We start from the raw sequence: 22,970 nt of genomic DNA on the forward strand, positions 1-22,970 counted from the left end.
AATCACTGACCCACCCGATGCCGCCCGCGGGCGGCTGGAACAAGCCCATGAATGCTCGATCTCTCTCTTTGCTCATCCAGCGTTGGCGGATTGCGCTGCTGCTGATGGTGGCGATTGTGCTCAGTCTGGTGCAGGTAGACGCACGAGCCACCTGCTCGGGCGGCACAACAACGACGCCGTTCCAGCCAGCGTTGGTGGTCATCAGCAAGTCGACACCCCTGGGTCAGGTTGTCTCCAGTGCCACGGTGACACTCACCGTAACCTGTAACAACACAGGGTTGACCTTTAGCACCTGGGGCTGGACCTTGAACTACACACCCATGGCTCCGTTGGCGGGCACGTCGTTGGGCCAGGGGACGTTTGCGACGTCCATGCCGGGACTCGGCTATCGGATGTACTTGCCCGATGGCAGCATGGTCAAACCAACAAGTTACGGCACCAATGGTGGCGACAACTTTGGCGCCAACTGCATGGGAGCAAACGTGGGAGGTGTGTGGTGCGCCATGCCAGTGGGTACATCGACCCAAAGCTTCACTTTCAGGCTTGATCTTGTACGCACCGACACGTCGCTCACGTCAGGCACTTTTAACGATAGCCTGGTCCGCTTTGGCTATCAGGACGGCTATAGCAGAGCATCGGGGCCGGGTACACCGACCTGGCAGTTCGGCCAGGAAACCAGCACGCCGGTGACGTTCCAGTTCGTCAATCCCGCCTGTACGCTCAGCTCCGACACCGCCAATCAGGTCATTACCCTACCTGCGGCGAGTGTGGCCGATATGCCGGCCGATGGCGCCACGGCCGGCATTACCCCCTTCAATCTCCGTCTGGAAAATTGCGTGCTGGAGTCCATCGTCAGCATGACCATAAGCGGCACGACCGACGGCGTACCCAGTGTGCTGAAAAATACCGGTTCGGCTAGTGGCGTGGGCTTGCAACTATTAAATGGCGGTACCTCGGGCACGGTGCTCCCCCTCAATACCAGCATCAACATGGGCAATGTCGGTACTTCAACCACCATGTCCATACCCCTGGGCGTCCAGTACTACCGGCTGCGCTCACTTGGTGCTGGCACGGTCAATGGCTTTGCCACCGTTGACTTCACCTACAACTAAGGCGGGAGCTGCATCCGACGACGACGCACCTGCATCAGGCGCGTCGTCGTTGCACGGCGCCTCACAGTCGATCGAGTGCCAGTTCCTCTGCAACTCAGCCTCGGAGTTGTGGATATTCGTTGCGATACCACGAAGTGGTGAACTTCACTTCGCGGCCATCGCCGATCACGCCAGAGCGTTAGTCGCAATGGACGGAAACACCGCCATCACAAGCGTGGCTTTGCAGGGCAGGTACGTCACCATTCCCGCTGCACACGGTCACGACGTCCAGCGATTGCGGCGCGACGGCGGGTGGGGGGGCGGCTACATCATCCTGCTCTAGGCGTGCTTTTGCCGCATCTATCGCTGCACGAGTTCCGCCCTGGCCAATTGCCTGTGAGGGCCAAGAACCAGGCCGGCGGCCTCCGTAGTGTCGCTTGGATGAGGCATGCCGCGCGTCTCGATTCGATGCTTTAACGTTTGTGATAAAGCAGATCCCACACGCCGTGGCCCAGCTTGAGGCCGCGGCGCTCGAAATGGGTTTCGATGCGCCACTCGGGCTTTTCTGCGTATTGGCCAGGGTCGATGGCGTTGCGCCACGCGGGTGCCGCTTCCATGACTTCGAGCATGTGCTCGGCATACGGTTGCCAGTCGGTGGCCAGGTGCAGCAAACCGTTGGGTGCCATGCGTGAGGCGAGCAGGGCGACGAACTCGGGCTGGATGATGCGGCGCTTGTTGTGGCGCTTCTTGTGCCACGGGTCGGGGAACCAGATACGCGCTTCGGACAGCGTGCCCGGTGCGATCTCATGCTCAAGCACTTCCACGGCGTCGTGCTTGTACAGGCGTACGTTGTGGGCATCGCGAGCGGCCAGTGCGTTCATGAGGCGCCCAACGCCCGGACCGTGGACTTCCACGCCGATGAAGTCGCGCACGAGATCGTGCTCGCTGGCCCAGGCCAGAGCCTCACCGTTGCCGAAGCCGATTTCCAGCACCAGCGGCGCAGCACGCCCGAAGCGCGCGACAAAGTCCTGCGGTGTTGCGCTGTAGTCGATGCCGAATCGCGCCCAATGATCGTCGAACGCGCGTTGCTGCGCCGGCGTCATGCGCCCCTCACGCAGCACGAAGCTGCGGATGCGGCGCATGTATTGCGGCTTGTTGGCGTCGTCGTGATCGTGGGTCATGGAAGTTCCGTCAACGTATTAACCCCTCCTGCGGCCAGCGTGCCACGGGCAGAGAGTGGGCTACTGCTTTAAGAGCCTTGCGTCTCCACGCTCGTCATTCCGGCGAAAGCCGGAATCCAGTGTCTTTGGCGCGTAGAACAGTCACTGGGTCCCCGCTTTCGCGGGGACGACGCACTGCTTAACCGATGGTGCCGTCGATCGGGCTGGACGCGGAAGCAAAGCGCTTGCGCGGGATGCGTCCGGCCTTGAAGGCGGCGCGACCGGCCTGGATGGCCAGCTTCATCGCGTGGGCCATCAGCACCGGATCCTTGGCGCCCGCGATCGCCGTGTTCATCAGCACGCCGTCGCAGCCCAGCTCCATCGCGATGGCCGCATCGGATGCCGTACCCACGCCCGCGTCGACGATGATCGGCACCTTGGCGTTCTCGATGATCTCCAGCAGGTTGTAGCGGTTCTGGATGCCCAGGCCCGAGCCGATCGGTGCGGCCAGCGGCATCACCGCGACGCAGCCAATTTCCTCAAGGCGCTTGGCCAGGATCGGGTCGTCGCTGGTGTAGACCATGACGTCGAAGCCGTCGGCTACCAGCGTTTCGGCAGCCTTGAGCGTTTCCACCACATCGGGGAACAGCGTGCGCTGGTCGCCGAGCACTTCCAGCTTCACCAGCTTGTGGCCGTCCAGCAGTTCGCGGGCAAGCTTGCAGGTGCGCACCGCATCGACGGCGTTGTAGCAACCGGCCGTGTTCGGCAGCAGGGTGAATTCTTCCGGCGGAAGGGCTTCCAGCAGGTTGGGCTGGCTGGCGTCCTGGCCGATGTTCACGCGGCGGATCGCCACCGTGACGATATCGGCGCCGGCGGCCTGGGTGGCGCGGCGGGTTTCGTCGAAATCCTTGTACTTGCCGGTACCGGTGAGCAGGCGCGAGCCGTAGCTCTTGCCGGCAATGATGAGTGGATCGGCGAAATCGAACGTCTTGGTGTTCATCGTGATGTCTTCAGGCTGCGGGCGACGCCCTACGGCGCCGCGTGAAAACGGGTGCCGTGGCGATCAGCCGCCGCCGATGGCGTGGACGATCTCGACCTGGTCGCCGTCCGTCAGCTGATGGCTGACGTGGACGCTGCGCGGAACGATCTCGTGGTTCACTTCCACGGCCACGCGGCGGTTGCCGTAACCGGCTTCCTGCAGCAACTGGGCGACTGTCGTGGCGGGGGTGCAGTCGCGCGGACTGCCGTTGAGCGTGATGTGCATCCGAACATTGTAACGGCTACGGCTGAAGATGCCGGGGCAGGACGAAAAAAGGCCCGGCATTGGCCGGGCCTTTCATTCAGATGACTCGGATGAGTGCGTCAGTTGCGCTGGTCATCCTTGCGCGGCGGGTGGCGGTCCTCGTGACCGGCCGCCTGCTGATGCGACTGCTGGCCGTTGTTCTGGGCCGGGCGGGGTGGCTGTTGCTGTTGCTGCTGCTGTTGAGGCGCGGCGTTGGCGCGTGGCGGCTCGTAGCCGCGGGGTGGCTCATAGCCCCCACGTTGCTGGGCCTGGTAGCCGCCTTGCGGAGCTTCGCGCTGCTGCGGAGCGACGCGCGGCTCCTGGGGCATCGGACGCGGGCCGGCATTTTCGCGCTGGAAACGCTGGGCGTTGTCCTGATTCATGGCGCCGCGAGGGTTGTCCGACCCTGCTGGCTGGGTGGGTTGCGGGCGTTCGAAGCGGGGCGTGCTGGGCAGCGTGCCACCGGGCTGCGGCTGCATGCGGGTGGTCCGGTCGGATTCGGCGCCGGGGATATAGCTCACGCCCGGGCGAGGTTGGTTGCGCGAATTGGCGCGGTCGGCGGGCATGCTGCGATCTTCAGCGTCTTGCGGTCGGGCAAACCTGGCAGAAGGCTGTTCGCCTTGGCGCGTCGCTGCGGGTTCGTTGTTCGGCGTGACCGGGCGGCGCATATCTGGCGCCGTTCCCGCGCGATTTCCTTCCGGCTGCGGACGGGCGAACCGGGCGGAAGGCAGTTCACCTGGGCGCATGGCGGCAGGTTCGTTGTTCTGCATGGCGGGCTGGCGCACGCCTGGTCCTGGTGCGCCATTGCGTCCCGGCGGCACGGCCCGTTCCTGTGCAGGCATATCGGCGACGCGACCCGGTATGCCCGGTCGATTGCCAGGGTTGGGGCCATTGAGCATGCGTACGTTGTTGGGGCCCTGGGCGGCACGTGGCGCCCCTGCGCCGGCGCCGCGACCTGCAAACGGCGCAACCGGTGCGTTGCGCGCCACGACCTCGCGATCGAAACCGCCCGCCGGCAGATTGCGGCCACTGGCGGCCCTCGGCGACGCGAAGCTGGCCCGGCCAGGCTTCACGTCGACGCCGCGCGGCATCACCGGGGCGCTGGCAAATTTGTGGGGATCGACCGCCGCCATGTGGCGCTGCGCGTTACGGGCCGACGCGAAGTCCTGGCCGGACATGGCAGTGAAGGCGCGCGGTGCCTGGCGATTGAAGTACCGCTCGTTCGGCATCGACCGACCTTCGCGGAAGTAGTTGTAGTGGTTGTTGATGTTGTTGATCACCACGTTTCGGTCGTTGCGCACGTGGATGTTGGTGATATTGACGTTGGTGTAGTAGCCGCGGCTGGCGTGGTACCACGGGTTGTAGATTTCGCCCGGACCCAGCGGGAACCAACCCACCGGGGCGTGTCCCATACCAACCGATACACCGAAGCCGGCGCCGCCCACGAAGGCGACCAATGCGGGCGCATATACCGGGCGCACCGCGACTGGGCCAGGAACCCAGCCCCAGCGGTTGCGCGCATAGGCCCAGCGACCGTAGTGATAAGGCGCGAAGCCCCACGGTGAATCATCCACCCAGGTCCAGCCCCACGGGCCGACGTAGGCCCAGTGACCGTCGCGATACGGTGCCCAGTCCGCGCCCACGTTGGCTGGATACCAGACCTGGCCATAGTCGGGGTCAGCCTGCCAATTGCCGTACTGGTCGAGATCCTGGTAGCCCACCACGTTGTTGGACACGTACTGACCCGATTCCGGACGGGCATAGCGCTGGTCGCGGCTGTTGCACCACGCGTCGAAGTCATCGCCGCCGTCGATGTCGCTGACCGTCACGTTGTTGAGCGAGGAGTCAGCGAACTCGTAGCTGCGTCCCCCGGCCACGGCGCGTTGGGCGCTGCCTTCGCCATAAACCACCGCGTGGCCATCGAAATCGATGATGCGCGTGGACTTGCCATCGTCGCTGATGTCCACCCGGTACGTGCCCGGCTGATCCACCACAAGCGCCACGGTGGGTGTATCGATCTCGTAGCTCTGGCCTTCAGCCAGTCCACGCACGGCGAGATTGAGCGTGCCCTGGGTGAGTTCCACCTGGGTCAGCCGGTCATTGAGGGTGAGAAAACCGAAATCCGAATCGTCGGCAATGCGCAGGGCGCCACCGTCCAATTCCAGTTCGGCGCGGCCACCTTTCCCGGTAGAGAGGCGGTCGCCCGTGGTCAGCGGCCGGTTCAGGCTGGCATCGCCCCAATCCTTCTCGCCCGAAGGCAGGAAACCCACGTCGCCCGTGCGATACGACAGGCGAGCAACGCGGGAGGGCGGGTCGCCCGCTCCGCCATCATCCGGCGGCGCTTGGGTCTGCGCCTGCGCGAAACAGCTGGTGCAGACCAGCAGGGCCATCGCCATCCATCGCCAGCGGAATGGCGACATCAGGGAAGCAGGGAACGCACGCATCGAGTTCTCCGGAGTGAGGCGCGATGACTTCGCGCTATCGGGTTTCGTCATCCGTAAAACGCTTAAAAGCCATCGGACGCCGACGACTGCATTATGCGGACGGTCGGTCCAGCATGAGCAAGGACTTGGCGGGCTCGCCACAGCAAGTGATTCAGCGGGCCGCCATGTCTGGTTCATCCGGCATTGGGCTGCGCGGACGGTTCCAAAATTCGATGGTCCCGGGTTACCATCGCTCGGCGTTGCGGGTGTAGCTCAATGGTAGAGCTGTAGCTTCCCAAGCTACTGACGAGGGTTCGATTCCCTTCACCCGCTCCACTTAGCTCCTTACCCCACCGAGCTCCCTTTCACGTAATCCTGCGGCGTGCGCTGATAATGGCGGATGTGACCACCCTCGGTTGGCGGGAGCGTTTGGCGTTGCCGACACTCGGCATACCACTGCTCAAGGCCAAGCTTGATACCGGAGCGCGTAGCAGTTCCCTTCATGTGGACGCGCTGGAGAGTTTTGAGCGAAACGGCGAAACCTGGTTGCGCTTCGCGGTGAATATCGGCGGACGGCATCGCGTCGCCATCGCTTGCGAGACACCTGCGCTCGACCGGCGTGCCGTGACCGACACTGGTGGCCGGCGTACTCTGCGCTGGTTCATCCGTACCGAGGTCATGCTGGCAGGTGGGCGCTTTGCAGTCGACATCAATTTGACTGACAGGCGCCATATGCTGTTTCCCATGCTGCTGGGTCGCACCGCGTTACATGGCCGTTTTGCGGTGGATCCTTCGCTTTCCTACACACAGCCACGACCGATCCTGGTCAGCCCCACGGGTGTTTCATGAAGATCGCCATCCTGTCGCGTAACACCCGCCTTTATTCCACCCAGCGCCTGGTCGACGTTGCGCGCGATCGCGGTCATGTCGTACGCGTGCTCGATCCGCTGCGCTGCTATGTGCGCATCGCGCCTGGCGACATGTCCATCCGCTACAAGGGAAAGGCGTTGCGCGGCATCGATGCGGCGATTCCGCGCATCGGTGTTACCAGCACGTTTTACGGCACCGCGGTGCTGCGCCAGCTTGAAATGATGGGGGTGTACACCCCCAACTCGTCCGACGCGGTGCTGCGCGCACGCGACAAGCTGCGCTGCCTGCAGATACTGGCCGCGAAGGGGCTGGACATGCCCGCGACGGTGTTTGGCGACAACCCAGACGACACGGCCGATGTACTCGCCATCCTTGGCGAGCCACCGCACGTGATCAAGCTCAACGAGGGCAGCCAGGGTACCGGTGTCGTGCTGGCGGAAAAGAAGAGCGCCTCGCAGAGCGTGATCGAGGCGTTCCGTGGCCTCTACGCCAATTTCCTGGTGCAGGAGTTCATCAGTGAGGCCAAGGGCAGTGATCTGCGCTGTTTCGTGGTCGGCAAGAAAGTGGTTGCCGCCATGCAGCGCGAGGCGAGCCCGGGTGAGTTCCGCGCCAATCTGCATCGCGGCGGCACGGCCAGTGCGGCCGTTCTGAGTCCCGAAGAGCGGCGTATCGCAGTCCAGGCGGCCGCCGCGCTGGGGTTGGGCGTAGCTGGCGTGGACATGCTGCGTTCGAAGCGTGGGCCGCTCATTCTCGAGGTCAATGCCTCACCCGGTCTGGAGGGCATCGAGGCGGCAACCGGCGTGGATGTCGCGGACGCGATCATTCGCCTCCTGGAAACCGAAACCGGCAACGCTGGCTCCCGCGTCAAGCGCCGATCGCCGCGAGCGGCCTCAAATCATGTCGCATGACGGTCCTACCCCTCTCTTGCGCGCCGCGATGGTGATCGCCAGGAACGCGTTGGGGTCTTGCTGACCGACTCCCGCGCCGCGAGGCCAGTTGTCGCAAATTCGATGATATTGGGGTGCGCTTATCGCCAGGCACTTGGCCGTCGCCAGGGCGCCGCATACCATCGAGCATTCCTGCAGGGTGCATCCCGAGGGGGGATGCTGCAGGTTGGGAGGAGAGGAATGAAGCGCAAGCTCTGGCTGCCATTAATGGCGGCGATAGTGATGCTGTTGCAGGTGGCGGCCGTGCAAGCCAAGGAGGCCAAGCCTGAAGTCAAGGCAAATACGAAGGACGAGTTCGCCGCTGTGGCCGATCACGTTCGTCAGCAAATGGTACCCGGGGGCCGTTTCGAATTCGTTGGCCAGAATGAGCAGTCCAAGGTCAACAGCGATCTGAGCACGATGCAGTCCCTGTACGACAAGTTCGGCACGGTTGATGCGATGGATGCTCCGTCCAAAGTGGAGCTCTACAACAACCAGTCCGAGGTCAATGCAATCCTGACCAAAAATGATGCCAACCGCGAGATCTGCGAGCAGGTCAAACCGATGGGTTCCAACATTCCCAAGACGGTCTGCCGCACATATCGCGATATCCAGCAGGAAAATGGCCAGACGCAGCGCTACATGCAGGACATGAAGCAGGTCCAGAACGCTGTGGGCGGTCATTGAGCAAAGGTTCGGGTTAACACCGAAGTGAGTACGGGTTAACTACCGTGTAACCGTACCGTCCCTATAAAGGTCCCACTGCAATTTGCTCGGCACTTCAACCGCAAGGTCTGGTGACAGCAGATTACGGTATCGGGGCAGTAGCTTGGGCCCAGGCGAACGACGATAAGTCGGCGCGCCTGGGCTTTTTTCTTGCCCGCCGCCCGTATGCCGTTCAGTTTGTTACCTGCAGGGCCCCTTTCTGCCCTGCAAGCTTGTTAAGCTTGTTATATCGGCTGACCCCTGTGTCGGCTGCGTATGGAGGACGCATGCGCGTATTGGTGATCGAAGACAACAGCGATATCGCGACTAACATCGGCGATTATCTGGAAGACCGCGGTCATGTGGTCGATTTTGCCGGCGACGGCGTCACCGGGCTGCATCTGGCCGTGGTGCATGACTTCGACGTGATCGTGCTCGACCTGACCCTGCCCGGTATGGACGGTCTGGACGTTGCGCGCAAATTGCGCCACGAGGCGCACAAGCAGACTCCCATCCTGATGCTGACCGCGCGCGATGCGCTCGAGCAGAAGCTCACAGGCTTCGAGTCGGGCGCCGACGACTACATGACCAAGCCGTTCGCTCTGCAGGAGCTGGCCGCGCGTCTGGAAGTGCTGGCACGGCGCGGCAAGGGTCCGCAGAGTCGCGTGCTCAAGGTGGGTGATCTCACCTATAACCTGGACACGCTCACGGTGACCCGCGAGGGCAAGTCGATCCAGCTCAATCCCATCGGCCTGAAGCTCTTGCAGGCGCTGATGGAAGCGAGCCCGTCGGTTGTGACGCGTCAGGACCTGGAACAACGCGTGTGGGGCGAGGAGCTGCCCGACAGCGATTCGTTGCGCGTGCATATCCACGGCCTGCGTGCGGCGATCGACAAGCCGTTTGACAAGCCGCTGATCCACACGCGGCACGGTATCGGATATCGGATGGTCGAACCGGATGCGGTCCAGGCGTAAACTCAGATTTCGCCTGATCGTCTCGTTCGCGCTGTTTGGTTTTGGCCTCAGCGCGCTGTTTGCGTTTGCGGCACTGAATATCCGGTCCCGTGTAGAAGACCAACTCGTCACCACAGCGCTGCAGCAAGACGTCGATCAGGCTGTGGAGCAGGTTCACAGCGACCCCAGTAGGCCAGCGGGTTCGCAGTTGATCGAAGCGTGGATGCGCAGTGAGCGCACCCTCTACAACATGCCGATGTCGTGGCAGCGCCTCGACAGCGGCGTGCACGATATTTATGAGCAGGGTCCCGATGGAAAAATGCACCACTACAAGTTGGCGGTGCGTCGCAATTATGGCTTGATCGGTTTTATCCGCTATGACGTGACGCGCGAGGAGTTGGGCAAGCAACAGCTGCTATTCAGCGTACTGGGTGCGGTCTTCCTGTTCGGTCTGTTGTCGTTGGTGCTCGGCCTGTGGTTGTCACGCAAGGTGCTCAAGCCAGTTAGCGATCTCGCCCGCCGTTTGCGCGACTTCCGCAAGAACGGCAAGGCCGAGCTGCTCGCGCCACATTTCGCCGATGACGAAGTGGGCGAGCTGGCGTTGGCGCTGGACGAATATTCGCAGCGGCTCACCGCCATGGTCGAACGCGACCGCGAATTCAATTCCGATGTCAGCCATGAACTGCGCACACCGCTGGCGGTGATCTCCAGCACGACCGAATTGCTGCAGGGTTCGCCCGATCTCACCGACAAACTGCGCGAGCGACTGAAGCGCATCGAGCGCTCATCGCGCCAGGCCACCGAGCTGATCGAAGCCTTGCTGCTGCTGTCGCGAGCGGAGCGCCGCGGCCCCACGCGCGGCGAAACCACCGAGGTCGCGAAGGTGGCTGCCGATGTGATCGAGAGCCAACGCCCGCAAATGCGCGACAAGCCGTTGAGTGTCGAACTGGTGGTCAGACAGCCGGTGAGCGTGAACGCGCCTGCGTCGGTACTTTCCGTGGCGCTGACCAACCTCATCGGCAATGCGATCAAGTACACGCTCGAGGGCATGGTGACGGTCGAGGTCAAAGGCGATCGCATCGAGATCATCGACACCGGCCCCGGCATCAAGCCCGAGGATGCCGAGCGTTTGTTCCAGCGTGGCGTGCGCGGCGAAGGCGCGGGCGGCAGCGGTGCCGGCCTGGGTCTGGCCATCGTGCGCCGGTTGTGCGACCTCTATGGCTGGGATGTGTCCATGCGCCCGCGCACCGATGCCAACGGTGCCATCGCCAGCATCGTGTTTGCCTGAGTACACAGCGCAAACCGGCACTTGGGATGTCATGGTAGGAGCGCACCCGTGCGCTCCTACGCAGTCAAAGGCGTTTCGCCTCAGAGCGGCTCCAGCCAACCCCATTGGTCATTGGTCTTGCCGCTGAACAGACCGAAGAACAGCTCCTGCAGTCGACGGGTAACGCGCCCGGCCTTGCCACTGCCGATCTGCTTGCCATCGACCGAACGGATCGGCGTGATTTCCGCCGCGGTACCGCACATCAGCAGTTCGTCGGCCAGATACAGATACTCGCGTGGGATGTCGCGTTCGACCACCTCGATGCCATCCTCGCGCGCCAGTGTCTTGAGCGTGTCGCGGGTGATGCCAGCGAGGATCGATGCGCTGGCCGGCGTGGTGTGCAGCACGCCGTCGAACACCAGGAACAAGTTCTCGCCCGCGCCTTCGCTGAGCAGGCCGCTGGAAGCCAGCGCAATGCCTTCACCAAAGCCAAGGCGGCGTGCTTCACGCGCAATCAGCTGGCCCGAAAGATAATTGCCGCCTGCCTTGGCTCCGGCCGGGATGGTGTTGGGTGCAAAGCGCTGCCAGCTCGACACGCAGGCGTCGATGCCGTTTTCCAGCGCCTCGGGCCCGAGATAGGGTCCCATGGGCCAAGCCGCCACGGCCACGTCGATCGGGGTCTCCGCGGACAGGCCAAAGCCACCCAAACCGCGATAAGCCACTGGGCGCAGGTAGGCTGCGCCGAGGCCATTCTTGCGCACTACCTCGCGGCATGCCGCGGCCAGTTGGTCCTGCGTGTAGGGCAGCTCCATGTCATAGATCTTGGCCGACTGGTAAAGGCGTTTTAGGTGGTCGGTAAGGCGGAAAATGGCCGCGCCGTCTGGCGTCGCGTAGCTGCGGATACCTTCGAACACCGAGGAGCCGTAGTGCAGCGCATGGGCCATGACGTGCGTGGTTGCCTCCTGCCAAGGCTTGATCACGCCGTTTTGCCAGATCCAGTCGGGGTACTGCTGCGCCATGTCGATGCTCCGGGGACAAAATCGCTACATGATAACCCGGCGCACCAAACAGAAGGCTTTTGGCCCGGCTGGCACCGCCGCGGCGTCAGCCGGATCCGCGCAGCCATAGACAGCCGGAGCGGCGCACTACGCTGAAACGCGTCTCTCGGGCCACACCGCTGCCATCGTTCGCCGCCGTGCGAACCACGAGGGGGCGATCTGCCCTCGCATCGATTGGGGATGACGCTGGTGGCGGAACGGCCAAGGCATCCGCTGGCCGACTCAAGTCGTAGATGTCGTCCGCAGAGGGAGAGGCTGGGGCTGATGGCGGATCATCAGCGGTCTGACCGACATCAAGCAAAGGGCGTTGCATCAAACTGCTCAACGAGCGGATATCGGCCACCACGGTGTCGTGCCCATACCCGTTCCAGAGCATTAGACCCGCCAGCCTGTTCGGATCACGGCTAGCGAATGCCTCCAGCACGCTCTGGCGAAGCTCCGTCACGGTCGCGGCGCACAAGGTGGGCGGTGGCGTGCCCGGCAAGGGAGCGGGAGCTGGCGCTGTGACGGCAGGGTCCTGCGTCGTGGTAACGGGTGTGGCCTGCAACGCCGCGCAAGGCTGGTCCGTGAATACTGGATTGCCATCGGCTCCCACGCAGCGGTGGATGCCTTCCTGGGCTGTTGCACCCAGGGGTAATAGCAATAGAAGCAGCGCTAGCGGCAGGTGACGAATCATCGGGCGAGCGTACGCCCGCCCGCGTCACTCAACCGTGCAGTCGATCCAGTATCGCCCGCGTGGCCCGGGCGCGGTTCAACGTATAGAAGTGCAGGCCGGGCGCACCGCCATCGAGCAGGCGTCGGCACAACTGCGCCACCACATCAGCGCCCAGCTCGCGAATCGATGCCCCATCGTCCCCGTGGGCCTGCATGCGCTTGACGATCCAGCGCGGAATCTCGGCGCCGCAAGCATCGGAGAAGCGCTTGAGCTGGGTGAAATTGGAGATCGGCATGATGCCTGGCACGATCGGCACCTCGACGCCCATGCGACGAACATCGTCGACGAAACGGAAATAGGCATCGGCATTGAAGAAGTATTGGGTGATCGCGCCATCCGCACCGGCATCCACCTTCGCCTTGAAGTGGCGCAGGTCGGCCAGCGCGTCATCCGCTTGCGGATGGATTTCCGGGTAGGCCGCCACTTCGATGTGGAAGTGATCGCCCGAGTGTTCGCGAATGAAGCGCACCAGTTCGGCGGCGTAACGAAAGTCGCCCGGGGTGGCCATGCCTGATGGCAGGTCTCCGCGCAGGGCGACGATGCGGCGATAGCCGGCCGCACGGTAGCTGTCCAGCAACGCGGCCAGTTCGGACCGTGTTCCGCCCATGCAGGACAGGTGCGGTGCAACGCTAAGGCCGTGAGTGCCATGCAGCCGGGCGACTGTCTCGCCGGTATAGCTCAGCGTCGATCCACCAGCGCCGAAGGTTACCGACACGTATTCAGGTGAAAGCGACTTGAGCAGGCCCGCTGCCTGATCGAGTTGCGCCCGCTGTTCCTCGGTCTTGGGCGGAAAGAACTCAAAGCTGATGGACGGCATTGCGAGGTTCCCTGGGATGGCAGTGGCTTGATTGTATATCTCTTTCTCGCGATATAGAGATATATGCCGTAACAAGATTTGACCTGCGACAAACCGCGACAGCCAATCACCCACCCCGACTTGATCTAAATCAAACGTGGACTTTGACCCTCCCCCCAGACTTTCCGTGTTCAGTCATGCCTAGGAGTGGGCCTCATGGTGGGCGTCAAGGGGAGTTACAACGACAAGGTCGTACGGCAATTTGCCGTCATGACTGTGGTTTGGGGCGTGGTCGGCATGCTGGTTGGCGTCATCATCGCCGCACAGCTGTATTGGCCAGGCCTCGATTTCGATATTCCGTGGCTGAGTTATGGCCGTCTAAGGCCGTTGCATACCAATGCAGTGATCTTCGCTTTTGGTGGCTCGGCGCTGTTCGCCAGCAGCCTGTACGTGGTGCAGCGCACCTGCCACGTGCGCTTGCTATCCGACAAGCTGGCGGCTTTCGTGTTCTGGGGATGGCAGCTGGTCATCGTGGCCGCGGCGATCACGTTGCCGTTAGGTATCACTCAGGGCAAGGAATACGCCGAGCTGGAATGGCCGATCGACGTCCTCATCACGATCGTCTGGGTCGCCTATGCGGTGCTGTTCTTCGGCACCATCGCCAAGCGCAAGGTCAAGCACATCTACGTTGCCAACTGGTTCTTCGGCGCGTACATCATCACCATCGCGCTGCTGCACATCGTCAACAATCTTGCCATCCCGGCAGGCTGGTGGAAGTCCTACTCGGTCTACTCGGGCTCGGTCGACGCCATGGTGCAGTGGTGGTACGGCCATAACGCGGTGGGCTTTTTCCTGACCACCGCCTTCCTCGGCATGATGTATTACTTCGTGCCCAAGCAGGCCGGTCGCCCGATCTATTCGTACCGGCTATCGATCGTGCATTTCTGGGCGCTGATCGCGGTGTACATGTGGGCGGGCCCACATCACTTGCAGTACACCGCGCTGCCGGACTGGGCACAGTCGCTGGGCATGGTGTTTTCACTGGTGTTGTTGGCGCCATCATGGGGTGGCGCGATCAACGGCATCCTGACCTTGTCGGGCGTCTGGTACAAGCTGCGCACCGATCCGATCCTGAAGTTCCTCATCGTCTCGCTCTCGTTCTACATGATGAGCACGTTCGAGGGACCGATGATGTCAATCAAGACGGTCAACTCGCTTAGTCACTACACCGACTGGGGCATCGGCCACGTGCATTCGGGTGCACTCGGTTGGGTCGCGATGATTTCGATCGGCTCGGTCTACGCGATGCTGCCGCGGCTTCTCAATCTCCCGAAGATGTACTCGACCAAGTTGATCGACACGCACTTCTGGCTACACACCATCGGTGTGGTCGTCTACATCGCCACGATGTGGATCGCCGGTGTGACGCAGGGCCTGATGTGGCGCGCTACCGATCCTGAAAACGGCACGCTCGTTTACTCCTTCGTCGAAGCGCTTAACGCCACCAAGCCGTACTACCTGTTCCGCCTCTGCGGTGGGTTGATCGTGCTGTCGGGCATGTTGGTGATGGCCTGGAACGTGTTCAAGACCTTCCGGCTGGCGACAGCAAGCGCAGCACCGCAAGCGGTACTTCCGCCCGATGTTTCGGACGCCCGTGCCTGAGGGAACAGACATGAGTCATACACACGCAAAAATCGAAAAAAACATCGGCCTGATGATCATGCTGATTGCGGTGGCGGTGTCCTTCGGCGGCCTGGCGGAAATCGTGCCGCTGATGTTCCAGGCCGAGGCCATCAAGCCGCTGCCGGGTATCAAGCCCTATCCCGCGCTGGAACTGGCCGGGCGAGACATCTACATCCGTGAGGGCTGCTACGGCTGCCACTCGCAGATGATTCGCACGCTCCGCTTCGAGACCGAGCGCTACGGCCACTACTCACTCGCGGGCGAATCGGTTTATGACCATCCGTTTCAGTGGGGCAGCAAGCGCACCGGCCCGGACCTCGCCCGCGTGGGCCTGCGCGGCTACTCCGACGACTGGCACCGCACGCATCTGAACAACCCGCGCGACGTGGTGCCGGAATCGAACATGCCGGCCTATCCATGGCTGGCGAAGGCCAAGCTGGACGGTGCGGAGGTGGCGCAGCACATGCGCGCACTCAGGCGTATCGGCGATCCCTATACCGATGCCGACATCGCGGGGGCGCAGCCTGCCGTGCAGGGCAAGACCGAACTCGATGCGGTGATTGCCTACCTCCAGGGCCTGGGCACGCATGTGTCGACAGCAGATATGAAAGTGGCAGAGGGGGTTGAGTGACATGGTGCCTGGACTGATTACGGCCGCCTTGCTGCTGCTGTTCATCGGCGGGTCCATCTGGCTATGGATGCCTGCGCACAAGCCTGCGTTGGACGCAGCTGCCCAGATGCCACTGGATGACGATAGGGAGGAAACGGCATGACTTCCGCATGGACGTGGTACGTGGTGGCGCTGACGGTACTCAACCTGGTCGGCTGTGTATGGCTGCTCAGGGGCAATACCCGGCGTCGACCGACCGATCCGAAACCCGACGAAACAGGGCATGTGTGGGACGAAGATCTCACCGAGTTCAACAAGCCGTTGCCGCGCTGGTGGATCAATCTTTTCTACATCACCATCTTCTTCGCTGTCGGCTATCTGGTCTGGTACGGCGTGGGCAGTCTCAAGGGCTATGGCCACTGGAGTTCGAAATCGGAGTGGGCCCAGGATACCGCGGCCGAGGACGCCAGGCTCGATGACACGCTCAAGCTGTACGCGGGCAAGCCCATCGACGCACTCGCGCAAGATGCTGATGCGGTGTCGATCGGCCGCACGATCTTCATCAATCGCTGCGCGGCCTGCCATGGTTCGACCGGCCGTGGAGCGATCGGCTACCCCGACCTCACCGATGACATCTGGCACTGGGGTGGAACACCAAATCGTATTTTGGACACGATCCAGAATGGTCGTCAGGCTGTCATGCCAGCTTGGGGGCCAACGCTAACCGCGCAAGGCGGCTCCACGGCGGTGGACGACACGATTGCCTATGTGTTGTCACTATCCAAACCTGGGCAGCCGTTGGACTCGACATCGGAGCGCGGCGAGAAACTGTTCGCCACGACCTGTGTGGCCTGCCATGGCCAGCAAGGTAAGGGCAACCAAGTGGTCGGCGCGCCGGACTTGACTGACAGCTACTGGCTATATGGCAGCAGCGTGGTGTCATTGCACAAGACGCTCAACGAAGGGCGCCAGGGCGCGATGCCCGCTTGGAAGCCGATCCTCGGCGACACCCGCACGCGACTAGTGGGTGCCTATGTATGGACGCTATCACCACACAACGAACCGCCTCCGGCCGGTGCAGTTATCGCGGAATGATGAGCGAGCGCACCGCCAACCCTACAGAACAGGAGCCGACGCCTGCATCCGTGCAGCGCGTCGGCTCCATTCTGTGGCCGAGTTTCTTCGTGGCCGGTGTGGTGGCCACGATCTTCTTCGCCTACGTTGACCCTGAGGCTCTGCAGAAGATCACCTTTCCCTCACTCAAACTAAGTCGCGAGCTTGGCTACAGCCTGGGCTTCTTTCTAATCTGGCTGGCAACCGCATCCGCCAGCTTGTTCACCTGGATCCTCTTGCGCCCCGTCAGGCAGGTCCGGCCAGGGTTCCGCTCCGGTGGCAAGCCATGAGTCGTCGTATCCAGCTGCATGTTGTTGACGATGACAGCAGCTCCTACTACGTCAGCGAACGCAAGGTTTATCCCCGCGAGGTATCGGGCAGGTTCAACCGCCTGCGTGTCGCGGCCGTGGTGTGGTTGCTTGGCATGTTCTATCTATTTCCCTGGTTGCGATGGAATGGTCGGCAGGCGGTACTGCTGGACCTGCCAGCGCGCAAGTTCTACATCTTCGGATGGATGTTTCTGCCGCAGGATTTCCTGTTCCTGTCCACATTGCTGATCATCGCTGCGCTGGCACTTTTCTTCTTCACCGCTCTGGCGGGGCGACTCTTCTGCGGCTACGCCTGCCCCCAAACTGTGTGGACAGAGGTGTCGCTATGGATCGAGCACTGGTGCGAGGGCGATCGCAACAAGCGCATGAAGCTCGATGCCTCTCCCTGGAATCGAGAGAAGATCCTTCGCAAGAGCGCGCGCCATCTTCTGTGGGGCTTGTTCGCGTTGTGGACCGGTTTCACGTTTGTAGGCTTCTTCAGCCCCATCTCCGACCTCGCGCGACGCACTCCGACGGCATGGGGAGGCTGGGAAATGTTCTGGATCCTGTTCTACGCCTTCGCCACCTGGGGCAATGCGGGCTTCCTACGCCAGCAGGTGTGCAAGTACTTGTGCCCCTACGCGCGCTTCCAAAGCGCGATGTTTGACCGCAATACCCTGATCATCGCCTACGACCCGATGCGCGGTGAACCCCGTGGTTCGCGTAAGCGAGGGCTGGAGAGTGTGTTGCGGCGGGCGCGCGGTTTGCTCGATAAGGTGACAGCCTACGAATACGTCTTTCGCGCCAGCCAGCATCCGTCGGCTGCAGACAATCGTGCACAGGCTGGAGGCACCATCGTGCTGGCCGAGACACGCGCGAAGGCTGAGCCACTGCCAAAGTTCACGGCAGAACTGCTTGGCGACTGCATTGACTGCACCATCTGCGTGCAGGTCTGCCCCATGGGCATCGATATCCGCAACGGTCTCCAGTACGAGTGCATTGCTTGTGGCGCCTGTATCGATGCCTGCGACGACGTCATGAGCAAGGTTGGTTATCCGAAGGGACTGATTCGCTATACCACGCAAAACCAGATCGACAGCAAGCCCATCCGGGTGATGCGTCCGCGAATCATGGTTTACGGATGCCTCCTTCTGGCGCTCGTGGTCGGGTGGCTATATGGCATCACTCATCGCAGCCCATTGCTTGTAGACGTGCTGCGCGATCGCAATGCCATGTATAGCCAGGGTAGCGATGGCCGGATCGAGAACAGCTACACCTTGAAGCTGGTGAACAAGGATCAGCGTGAGCATCAGTTCGTGATCGGTGTCAGTTCCACCGGCGTGCGTGATATTGGCCTGCGCTACGGCCCGGCAACGATCCAGGCGGAGGGCGGCGAGGTGATTTCCGTGCCGGTTATGGTGAGCGCCTCGCCCGAGGCTATCGGTCGGCACGACGTGCAATTCCAGGTGCGAGGTGTCGACACCGATGCCGAGATCACCGTCAACAGCAGCTTTTTTGGACCAAGCCTATGAGTCGGACAAACGATACCTGGCGCGAGCCCATGGTGTGGATGTTGGTGGGGTTGCCGCTGGCTTCCGTGGCCATTGGTTTTGCCCTGTTATTTGCGGCCGTGCATCCCGGACGTGAAGACGCCGAGACCGTCGGCAACGTCACGCGCGTAGGCAAGCTGCTGGTGTCGGCTGAGCTTAACGGTGCTGCAACCGATGTGGCGACGCAGGGCCTGGTTCTACGGGTCAAGGGCGACATGATCGAGGCATTGCCGACGGATGGCGACTTTCCCCGTGGCGGCAAGCTGATATTGACGCTCACTCCGCCTGATGCGGCGGGCAAGCGACGTACCTACCAGCTCTCCCCGAGTGAATTGGGCTGGCGCGGCGTTGGTTCGCTCGACGGTAGCGGGGGTTGGCTGCTGCAGCTGGCGCCCGATAGCGCTGCTTGGCTGTTGCATGGACGTTGGACACCAGAGGCCCGGTCTGTCCGCCTGACACCGTGACATGGACTGTGCTGTCGACACCGTGAATGCGTCGGGGCTCCGGGTCTGTTATCACTGCGGTGAAGCCTTGCCACCGGCGCCTGTCTTGCTGCAGATCGGTGGCCAGCCGCAGGGATTCTGCTGCCATGGTTGTGCGGCTGCGGCGCAATGGATTGGCCAGTCGGACCTAGGGGATTACTACCGCCTGCGCAGTACAGCAGCAACGCGCGTTGGTGATACCCCGGACCTCGATGGTTGGGATCGCGAGGATCTGCTGCGCGAGCATGCCTTTCCAGTGGAAGGCGGCCTGGAAATTACGCTACTAACCGATGGCATGCGCTGTGCGGCTTGCGCGTGGCTGATCGATCGCGCGCTACAGTGTGAGGACGGTGTATTTGATACGAGTGCCAATGCGGTGACCAGTCGAATCCGCATCGGTTGGGATCCCGCGCGGGTCCGCTTGTCGCAACTACTGCAGCGCTTGGTCATGCTGGGCTACCGGCCTTATCTGGCCGGCGGCGCGGTGCGCGAGCGCGAACGGGTCACCGAACGGCGGCGCTGGCTATTGCGGCTGGGCATCGCCGGGCTGGGCGCGATGCAGACGATGATGCTGTCCGAAGCGCTGTATCTGGACTTCGGACACCACATGGCCATTCCCACGCGTGATTTTTTCCGCTGGGTGACCCTGTTGGTGTGCACGCCCGTGGTGTTCTATGCGGGCTGGCCGTTCTTGGCGGGGTGCTGGCGCGAGTTGCGGCAGCGACACCTTGGCATGGATACCCTGGTGGCCAGTTCCACCTTGTTGGCGTATTTGGCGAGCGCTGTCGAGACTGTTCGAGGTGGCGCGCTGGTCTGGTACGACGCGGCGGCCATGTTCGTGTTCCTGTTGCTTGGTGCGCGCATGCTGGAGCAACGCGCGCGCCGCATCGCCAGTTCGCAGGTGGACACGTTGGCGCGTGCGCGGCCGGAGCTGGCGGTGCGCGAGCGCAATGACGGTAGCCGCGAGTCGGTACCAGTGACCGAGTTGCGGGCGGGCGACGTCGCGTGTATCGCCGTTGGGGAGGCGGTGCCAGCTGACGGTTTTCTGTTGGATACCGAAGGTACATTCGAAGAGGCGTTGCTTACCGGTGAATCGCGCCCCGTGCACAAGTTCCGGGGCGCGATGATCTATGCCGGCACCTCGTGCCGCGAGATACCGGTGCGCATCGAGATCACCCAGGTGGGCAGCACCACGCGATTGTCCCAGCTGGCGCGTCTGGTGGAACAGGCGCAGGCGCATCGTCCACCATTGGCGCGCGCCGCCGATCGCGTTGGCAGTTGGTTTGTGGTCACGCTCTTGTGCCTGGCTGTGTTCGTCTATCTGGGTTGGCGTGCGCATGACCCGTCGCGCGCCTTTGAGGTCGCCTTGTCGCTGCTGGTGATCAGTTGCCCTTGTGCTTTGTCACTGGCGGTGCCTGCTGCTCTGGCTGCCACGCATGGAGCCCTGGCTCGGCTCGGTGTGTTGTCGATCCGTGCGGATGGGCTGGACAGCCTGGCCAGGGCCACTGACGTGGTGTTCGACAAGACAGGCACGTTGACCCGGGTGCAGCCCGCATTGGCAGACGTGCAGACCTTTGACGGCATGTCGGTGGCGGATGCCAAGGCCATCGCCGCGGCACTGGAGCGCGACAGCGGTCACCCGATCGCTGCGGCGTTTGGTGGTGCAGAGGAAGAGCTGTTTGCCAGCGACGTTCGTGTCGTCAGTGGACGGGGTGTGATCGGCTGTGTGAGTGACATGACCTGGCGGTTGGGGCGCGCGACCTTCGCTGCGAAGCAGGTCGAGGACGGCCTGATCTGGCTCGGTGACGGTGAGCGGGCCGTGGCGAGCTTCCAGTTGCGGGAAAGCCTGCGCCCCGATGCCAGTGAGGCGGTGAAGGCACTGCGTCATCTGGGCTTGCGCATCCATCTGGCCAGCGGCGATGCGCAGGAGCCTGTGCAGCGCTTGATGCGCGAGCTGGATATCGATGAGGGGCATGCGCGACAAACCTCTGAGGACAAGCTCGCGCTGGTACGACGACTACAAGCGCAGGGCCGCATTGTGGCGATGGTGGGCGACGGCCTGAACGATGCACCGGTGCTTGCCGGCGCAGATGTCTCACTCGCCATGGGCGAAGGCGCATCGCTGGCCCAGCGTGCTGCGGATATGGTGCTCACCGCGCCGTCGTTGCTGCGCATTCCCGCAGCGACAAGTCTCGCCCGCCGCGCGCGGCGGATCATCCGCCAGAACTTTGCCTGGGCGGTGGGCTACAACCTGCTGGCGTTGCCGTTGGCGATCGCCGGGCAAGTGACGCCGGCGGTTGCGGCGCTTGGCATGGCGGTGTCTTCCTTGATCGTTACTGCCAATGCACTGCGGCTGATGCGCGTGGCGGTGCCGGAGTCTTCCTCATGATCATCCTGCTGATGCTCATCCCGTTGAGCCTGATGCTGCTGGTGGCGGCGATCGGTGCGTTCGTGTGGGCGGTGCGCAAGGGACAGTTCGACGATATGGATACGCCGGCATTGGATATCCTGAGCGAAGACCCGCCGGCGCGCGCTTTGACGGAAGAAAGCGACAAACTGAAGGATGGCAGCCATGGCGCTTAATGCCCTGGCGTTGCCGGCCGTGCTGCTTACCGGCCTATTGGGCGGTGTGCATTGCGCGGCGATGTGCGGTGGCATCGCCACGGGTTTTTCGGTGTGGTCGCCGCGTGCCGGCTGGGGGCCGGCGCTGCAGCTAAACCTCGGGCGGGTCGGCGGCTATACGTTGGCGGGTGCCATGGTGGGGGGCGTTGGTGACGGATTGCTGCGCTTGTTCGAGTTCGGCGCTTTGGCGACTGTCATGCGCATGGCGCTGGGCGCAGTGCTGGTGATCGCGGCGCTACGCCTGCTTGATCGGCGCGGCCGGCTCGGTGTGCTGACGCGTTCCGGTGCGGGGGTGTGGCGTTGGCTGCGCCCGTTGCAGCAGCGGCTGCTGCCGGCCAATACGGTCGGGCGTCGGTTGGCGGCGGGCATGCTGTGGGGGTGGCTGCCGTGTGGCTTGAGTACGACGGTGCTGGCGGCGGCGTGGCTGCAGGCGAGTGCGCGTGATGGCGCGTTGACCATGGCGGTGTTCGGACTTGGCACCTTGCCGGTGATGTTGCCGCTCACCTGGTCGGGTGCCAGGGTGGGGCGCTGGCTGCAGCAACCGGTGCCACGTCGTGTCGCAGCGGTGTTCATTCTTTTCGCTGGCATACTGACCTTGTCGGCCCCTTGGCTGACGCATGTGCCGGCATTTCATGGGTTGATGGGCGTGATGGGATGTGGGCCGCAGGCGCGTTGAGTGGATGCGGGTACACGAGGAGTGGCAGTTGGCGCGCAGGTCGCCGATGGCAGGAGATGGATGGCTTGGCGGACGGGCAAGACGTGATCCCGCGCAAGAGCAAGGCCCCAAGCCCCAGCCTCGTTGAAGCCCGGCTGCCTGGCGCAAGCTTTCATGATGCCTGGTCCATCAGCGTCGATGACACGGCTCAGACCGCCTTTGGATGGTATGTCAGGCTATTTGTGGCAACGCCTCGATGGGTCAGTGTGCTCATGTCGATGCGCAATCGTGCCGTCAGGCTGTTTGGCCTGAAGAACCTAGGGAGTCTCGATGACGTTTCCAGGTTCAAGCCCGAGGCGGATTACGGGCCTGGCGATCGCGCAGGGATCTTCACCGTCGTTGAAGTCACTCCGTCAGAAGTGTTGCTTTGCGACGATGACAAGCACTTGGTGGTGAGTTTGTCGGTTCATCGGGGTGACGTCATCGCCGGACGTCGTGTTCTGACCGTCACGACGGTGGTGCATGTGAAGAACCTGCTCGGAAAGTTGTACATGCTCCCGGTAGCGCCGCTGCATCGGTTGATTGTACCGAGCAGCCTCTCAGCGCTTGCTCGTGACAGCAAACGGTGATCGCTCGCGCCACTGGACAGTGCCGTTGATCCGCACGTCTGATTGGCCACGCGCAAGAAGCCCTGGATGACC

The 22,970-nt window shown here is 62.8% G+C and carries 24 protein-coding genes and 1 tRNA gene; 18 read left to right on the plus strand and 7 right to left on the minus strand.

What is annotated here, in order from left to right:
- Window positions 1–47: 47 nt before the first annotated feature.
- A complete protein-coding gene (locus tag AC3CBN_RS08125) occupies window positions 48–1,112 on the plus strand; it encodes a fimbrial protein (protein ID WP_488636299.1) in 1,065 nt (354 codons plus the stop codon).
- A gap of 452 nt (window positions 1,113–1,564) precedes the next feature.
- Here the strand turns inward: AC3CBN_RS08125 and trmB are convergent, their stop codons facing one another.
- The 4 genes from trmB to AC3CBN_RS08145 all read right to left on the minus strand — a co-directional run bounded on the left by trmB (window position 1,565) and on the right by AC3CBN_RS08145 (window position 5,977).
- A complete protein-coding gene (gene trmB, locus AC3CBN_RS08130; RefSeq protein WP_488636300.1) occupies window positions 1,565–2,272 on the minus strand; it encodes a tRNA (guanosine(46)-N7)-methyltransferase TrmB in 708 nt (235 codons plus the stop codon).
- 178 nt (window positions 2,273–2,450) lie between these two features.
- Window positions 2,451–3,251, minus strand: coding sequence for a thiazole synthase (locus tag AC3CBN_RS08135; protein WP_488636301.1), 801 nt, complete (start codon window positions 3,249–3,251; stop codon window positions 2,451–2,453).
- A 63-nt stretch (window positions 3,252–3,314) separates the two neighbouring features.
- A complete protein-coding gene (gene thiS / locus AC3CBN_RS08140) occupies window positions 3,315–3,515 on the minus strand; it encodes a sulfur carrier protein ThiS (protein WP_488636302.1) in 201 nt (66 codons plus the stop codon).
- A gap of 98 nt (window positions 3,516–3,613) precedes the next feature.
- A complete protein-coding gene (locus AC3CBN_RS08145) occupies window positions 3,614–5,977 on the minus strand; it encodes a DUF6600 domain-containing protein (RefSeq protein ID WP_488636303.1) in 2,364 nt (787 codons plus the stop codon).
- Between the two features lie 241 nt (window positions 5,978–6,218).
- On the opposite strand from AC3CBN_RS08145, the gene AC3CBN_RS08150 reads away from it, so the two are divergent.
- The 6 genes from AC3CBN_RS08150 (at window position 6,219) to AC3CBN_RS08175 (ending at window position 10,698) form a co-directional block, all read left to right on the plus strand.
- A tRNA-Gly gene (locus AC3CBN_RS08150) sits at window positions 6,219–6,292 on the plus strand.
- Window positions 6,293–6,349: 57 nt separating this feature from the next.
- On the plus strand, window positions 6,350–6,805 hold the full coding sequence (locus tag AC3CBN_RS08155; protein WP_488636304.1) for an ATP-dependent zinc protease family protein: 456 nt from the start codon (window positions 6,350–6,352) through the stop codon (window positions 6,803–6,805).
- Complete coding sequence (gene rimK / locus AC3CBN_RS08160; RefSeq protein ID WP_488636305.1) at window positions 6,802–7,734, plus strand: 30S ribosomal protein S6--L-glutamate ligase; 933 nt, start codon at window positions 6,802–6,804, stop codon at window positions 7,732–7,734. Before AC3CBN_RS08155 ends, rimK begins: the two co-directional genes overlap by 4 nt.
- A gap of 219 nt (window positions 7,735–7,953) precedes the next feature.
- Window positions 7,954–8,439, plus strand: coding sequence for a hypothetical protein (locus AC3CBN_RS08165; protein WP_488636306.1), 486 nt, complete (start codon window positions 7,954–7,956; stop codon window positions 8,437–8,439).
- Between the two features lie 305 nt (window positions 8,440–8,744).
- Entirely contained in the window at window positions 8,745–9,431 is a 687-nt protein-coding gene (locus AC3CBN_RS08170) for a response regulator transcription factor (protein WP_046972192.1), read from the plus strand.
- Window positions 9,415–10,698, plus strand: a complete 1,284-nt coding sequence (locus AC3CBN_RS08175; RefSeq protein ID WP_488636307.1) for a sensor histidine kinase — start codon at window positions 9,415–9,417, stop codon at window positions 10,696–10,698. Before AC3CBN_RS08170 ends, AC3CBN_RS08175 begins: the two co-directional genes overlap by 17 nt.
- Window positions 10,699–10,778: 80 nt before the next feature.
- On the opposite strand, the gene AC3CBN_RS08180 is transcribed toward AC3CBN_RS08175, so the two are convergent.
- The 3 genes from AC3CBN_RS08180 to metF all read right to left on the minus strand — a co-directional run bounded on the left by AC3CBN_RS08180 (window position 10,779) and on the right by metF (window position 13,267).
- On the minus strand, window positions 10,779–11,696 hold the full coding sequence (locus AC3CBN_RS08180; protein WP_488636308.1) for a branched-chain amino acid transaminase: 918 nt from the start codon (window positions 11,694–11,696) through the stop codon (window positions 10,779–10,781).
- A gap of 85 nt (window positions 11,697–11,781) precedes the next feature.
- Entirely contained in the window at window positions 11,782–12,411 is a 630-nt protein-coding gene (locus AC3CBN_RS08185; protein WP_488636309.1) for a DUF4124 domain-containing protein, read from the minus strand.
- Between the two features lie 28 nt (window positions 12,412–12,439).
- Window positions 12,440–13,267: a methylenetetrahydrofolate reductase [NAD(P)H] gene (gene metF / locus AC3CBN_RS08190; RefSeq protein WP_488636310.1), complete on the minus strand. Its 828-nt coding sequence runs from the start codon at window positions 13,265–13,267 to the stop codon at window positions 12,440–12,442.
- A gap of 195 nt (window positions 13,268–13,462) precedes the next feature.
- On the opposite strand from metF, the gene ccoN reads away from it, so the two are divergent.
- From ccoN to AC3CBN_RS08245, 11 genes are all read left to right on the plus strand, one after another.
- The gene (gene ccoN / locus AC3CBN_RS08195; RefSeq protein WP_488636311.1) at window positions 13,463–14,908 is read left to right on the plus strand and encodes a cytochrome-c oxidase, cbb3-type subunit I; all 1,446 of its coding nucleotides are present in this window, start codon (window positions 13,463–13,465) and stop codon (window positions 14,906–14,908) included.
- A 10-nt stretch (window positions 14,909–14,918) separates the two neighbouring features.
- Complete coding sequence (gene ccoO / locus AC3CBN_RS08200) at window positions 14,919–15,560, plus strand: cytochrome-c oxidase, cbb3-type subunit II (protein ID WP_488636312.1); 642 nt, start codon at window positions 14,919–14,921, stop codon at window positions 15,558–15,560.
- Between the two features lies 1 nt (window position 15,561).
- Window positions 15,562–15,702, plus strand: coding sequence for a cbb3-type cytochrome oxidase subunit 3 (locus AC3CBN_RS08205; RefSeq protein WP_488636313.1), 141 nt, complete (start codon window positions 15,562–15,564; stop codon window positions 15,700–15,702).
- Entirely contained in the window at window positions 15,699–16,634 is a 936-nt protein-coding gene (gene ccoP, locus AC3CBN_RS08210) for a cytochrome-c oxidase, cbb3-type subunit III (RefSeq protein ID WP_488636314.1), read from the plus strand. The genes AC3CBN_RS08205 and ccoP overlap by 4 nt, the downstream gene beginning before the upstream one ends.
- Window positions 16,634–16,942, plus strand: coding sequence for a hypothetical protein (locus AC3CBN_RS08215; RefSeq protein WP_488636315.1), 309 nt, complete (start codon window positions 16,634–16,636; stop codon window positions 16,940–16,942). Before ccoP ends, AC3CBN_RS08215 begins: the two co-directional genes overlap by 1 nt.
- Entirely contained in the window at window positions 16,939–18,492 is a 1,554-nt protein-coding gene (locus AC3CBN_RS08220) for a 4Fe-4S dicluster domain-containing protein (RefSeq protein ID WP_488636316.1), read from the plus strand. The genes AC3CBN_RS08215 and AC3CBN_RS08220 overlap by 4 nt, the downstream gene beginning before the upstream one ends.
- Window positions 18,489–18,974: a hypothetical protein gene (locus AC3CBN_RS08225; protein WP_488636317.1), complete on the plus strand. Its 486-nt coding sequence runs from the start codon at window positions 18,489–18,491 to the stop codon at window positions 18,972–18,974. Before AC3CBN_RS08220 ends, AC3CBN_RS08225 begins: the two co-directional genes overlap by 4 nt.
- A gap of 1 nt (window position 18,975) precedes the next feature.
- Window positions 18,976–21,381 (plus strand): heavy metal translocating P-type ATPase, encoded by a 2,406-nt coding sequence (locus tag AC3CBN_RS08230; RefSeq protein WP_488636318.1) that lies wholly within the window; start codon window positions 18,976–18,978, stop codon window positions 21,379–21,381.
- Window positions 21,378–21,575: a cbb3-type cytochrome oxidase assembly protein CcoS gene (ccoS, locus tag AC3CBN_RS08235; protein WP_488636319.1), complete on the plus strand. Its 198-nt coding sequence runs from the start codon at window positions 21,378–21,380 to the stop codon at window positions 21,573–21,575. The genes AC3CBN_RS08230 and ccoS overlap by 4 nt, the downstream gene beginning before the upstream one ends.
- Window positions 21,565–22,290 (plus strand): sulfite exporter TauE/SafE family protein, encoded by a 726-nt coding sequence (locus AC3CBN_RS08240; RefSeq protein WP_488636320.1) that lies wholly within the window; start codon window positions 21,565–21,567, stop codon window positions 22,288–22,290. The genes ccoS and AC3CBN_RS08240 overlap by 11 nt, the downstream gene beginning before the upstream one ends.
- A 65-nt stretch (window positions 22,291–22,355) precedes the next feature.
- Window positions 22,356–22,898 (plus strand): DUF2867 domain-containing protein, encoded by a 543-nt coding sequence (locus tag AC3CBN_RS08245; protein ID WP_488636321.1) that lies wholly within the window; start codon window positions 22,356–22,358, stop codon window positions 22,896–22,898.
- The last annotated feature ends 72 nt before the right edge of the window (window positions 22,899–22,970 follow it).

This window comes from Dyella sp. OK584, from assembly GCF_057787755.1.

Bases quoted from the DNA above. Each gene is read 5' to 3' on its own strand.
- AC3CBN_RS08125 (WP_488636299.1), top strand. From the start codon at position 48: ATGAATGCTCGATCTCTCTCTTTGCTCATCCAGCGTTGGCGGATTGCG.
- trmB (WP_488636300.1), bottom strand. From the start codon at position 2,272: ATGACCCACGATCACGACGACGCCAACAAGCCGCAATACATGCGCCGC.
- AC3CBN_RS08135 (WP_488636301.1), bottom strand. From the start codon at position 3,251: ATGAACACCAAGACGTTCGATTTCGCCGATCCACTCATCATTGCCGGC.
- thiS (WP_488636302.1), bottom strand. From the start codon at position 3,515: ATGCACATCACGCTCAACGGCAGTCCGCGCGACTGCACCCCCGCCACG.
- AC3CBN_RS08145 (WP_488636303.1), bottom strand. From the start codon at position 5,977: ATGCGTGCGTTCCCTGCTTCCCTGATGTCGCCATTCCGCTGGCGATGG.
- AC3CBN_RS08155 (WP_488636304.1), top strand. From the start codon at position 6,350: ATGGCGGATGTGACCACCCTCGGTTGGCGGGAGCGTTTGGCGTTGCCG.
- rimK (WP_488636305.1), top strand. From the start codon at position 6,802: ATGAAGATCGCCATCCTGTCGCGTAACACCCGCCTTTATTCCACCCAG.
- AC3CBN_RS08165 (WP_488636306.1), top strand. From the start codon at position 7,954: ATGAAGCGCAAGCTCTGGCTGCCATTAATGGCGGCGATAGTGATGCTG.
- AC3CBN_RS08170 (WP_046972192.1), top strand. From the start codon at position 8,745: ATGCGCGTATTGGTGATCGAAGACAACAGCGATATCGCGACTAACATC.
- AC3CBN_RS08175 (WP_488636307.1), top strand. From the start codon at position 9,415: ATGCGGTCCAGGCGTAAACTCAGATTTCGCCTGATCGTCTCGTTCGCG.
- AC3CBN_RS08180 (WP_488636308.1), bottom strand. From the start codon at position 11,696: ATGGCGCAGCAGTACCCCGACTGGATCTGGCAAAACGGCGTGATCAAG.
- AC3CBN_RS08185 (WP_488636309.1), bottom strand. From the start codon at position 12,411: ATGATTCGTCACCTGCCGCTAGCGCTGCTTCTATTGCTATTACCCCTG.
- metF (WP_488636310.1), bottom strand. From the start codon at position 13,267: ATGCCGTCCATCAGCTTTGAGTTCTTTCCGCCCAAGACCGAGGAACAG.
- ccoN (WP_488636311.1), top strand. From the start codon at position 13,463: ATGGTGGGCGTCAAGGGGAGTTACAACGACAAGGTCGTACGGCAATTT.
- ccoO (WP_488636312.1), top strand. From the start codon at position 14,919: ATGAGTCATACACACGCAAAAATCGAAAAAAACATCGGCCTGATGATC.
- AC3CBN_RS08205 (WP_488636313.1), top strand. From the start codon at position 15,562: ATGGTGCCTGGACTGATTACGGCCGCCTTGCTGCTGCTGTTCATCGGC.
- ccoP (WP_488636314.1), top strand. From the start codon at position 15,699: ATGACTTCCGCATGGACGTGGTACGTGGTGGCGCTGACGGTACTCAAC.
- AC3CBN_RS08215 (WP_488636315.1), top strand. From the start codon at position 16,634: ATGAGCGAGCGCACCGCCAACCCTACAGAACAGGAGCCGACGCCTGCA.
- AC3CBN_RS08220 (WP_488636316.1), top strand. From the start codon at position 16,939: ATGAGTCGTCGTATCCAGCTGCATGTTGTTGACGATGACAGCAGCTCC.
- AC3CBN_RS08225 (WP_488636317.1), top strand. From the start codon at position 18,489: ATGAGTCGGACAAACGATACCTGGCGCGAGCCCATGGTGTGGATGTTG.
- AC3CBN_RS08230 (WP_488636318.1), top strand. From the start codon at position 18,976: ATGGACTGTGCTGTCGACACCGTGAATGCGTCGGGGCTCCGGGTCTGT.
- ccoS (WP_488636319.1), top strand. From the start codon at position 21,378: ATGATCATCCTGCTGATGCTCATCCCGTTGAGCCTGATGCTGCTGGTG.
- AC3CBN_RS08240 (WP_488636320.1), top strand. From the start codon at position 21,565: ATGGCGCTTAATGCCCTGGCGTTGCCGGCCGTGCTGCTTACCGGCCTA.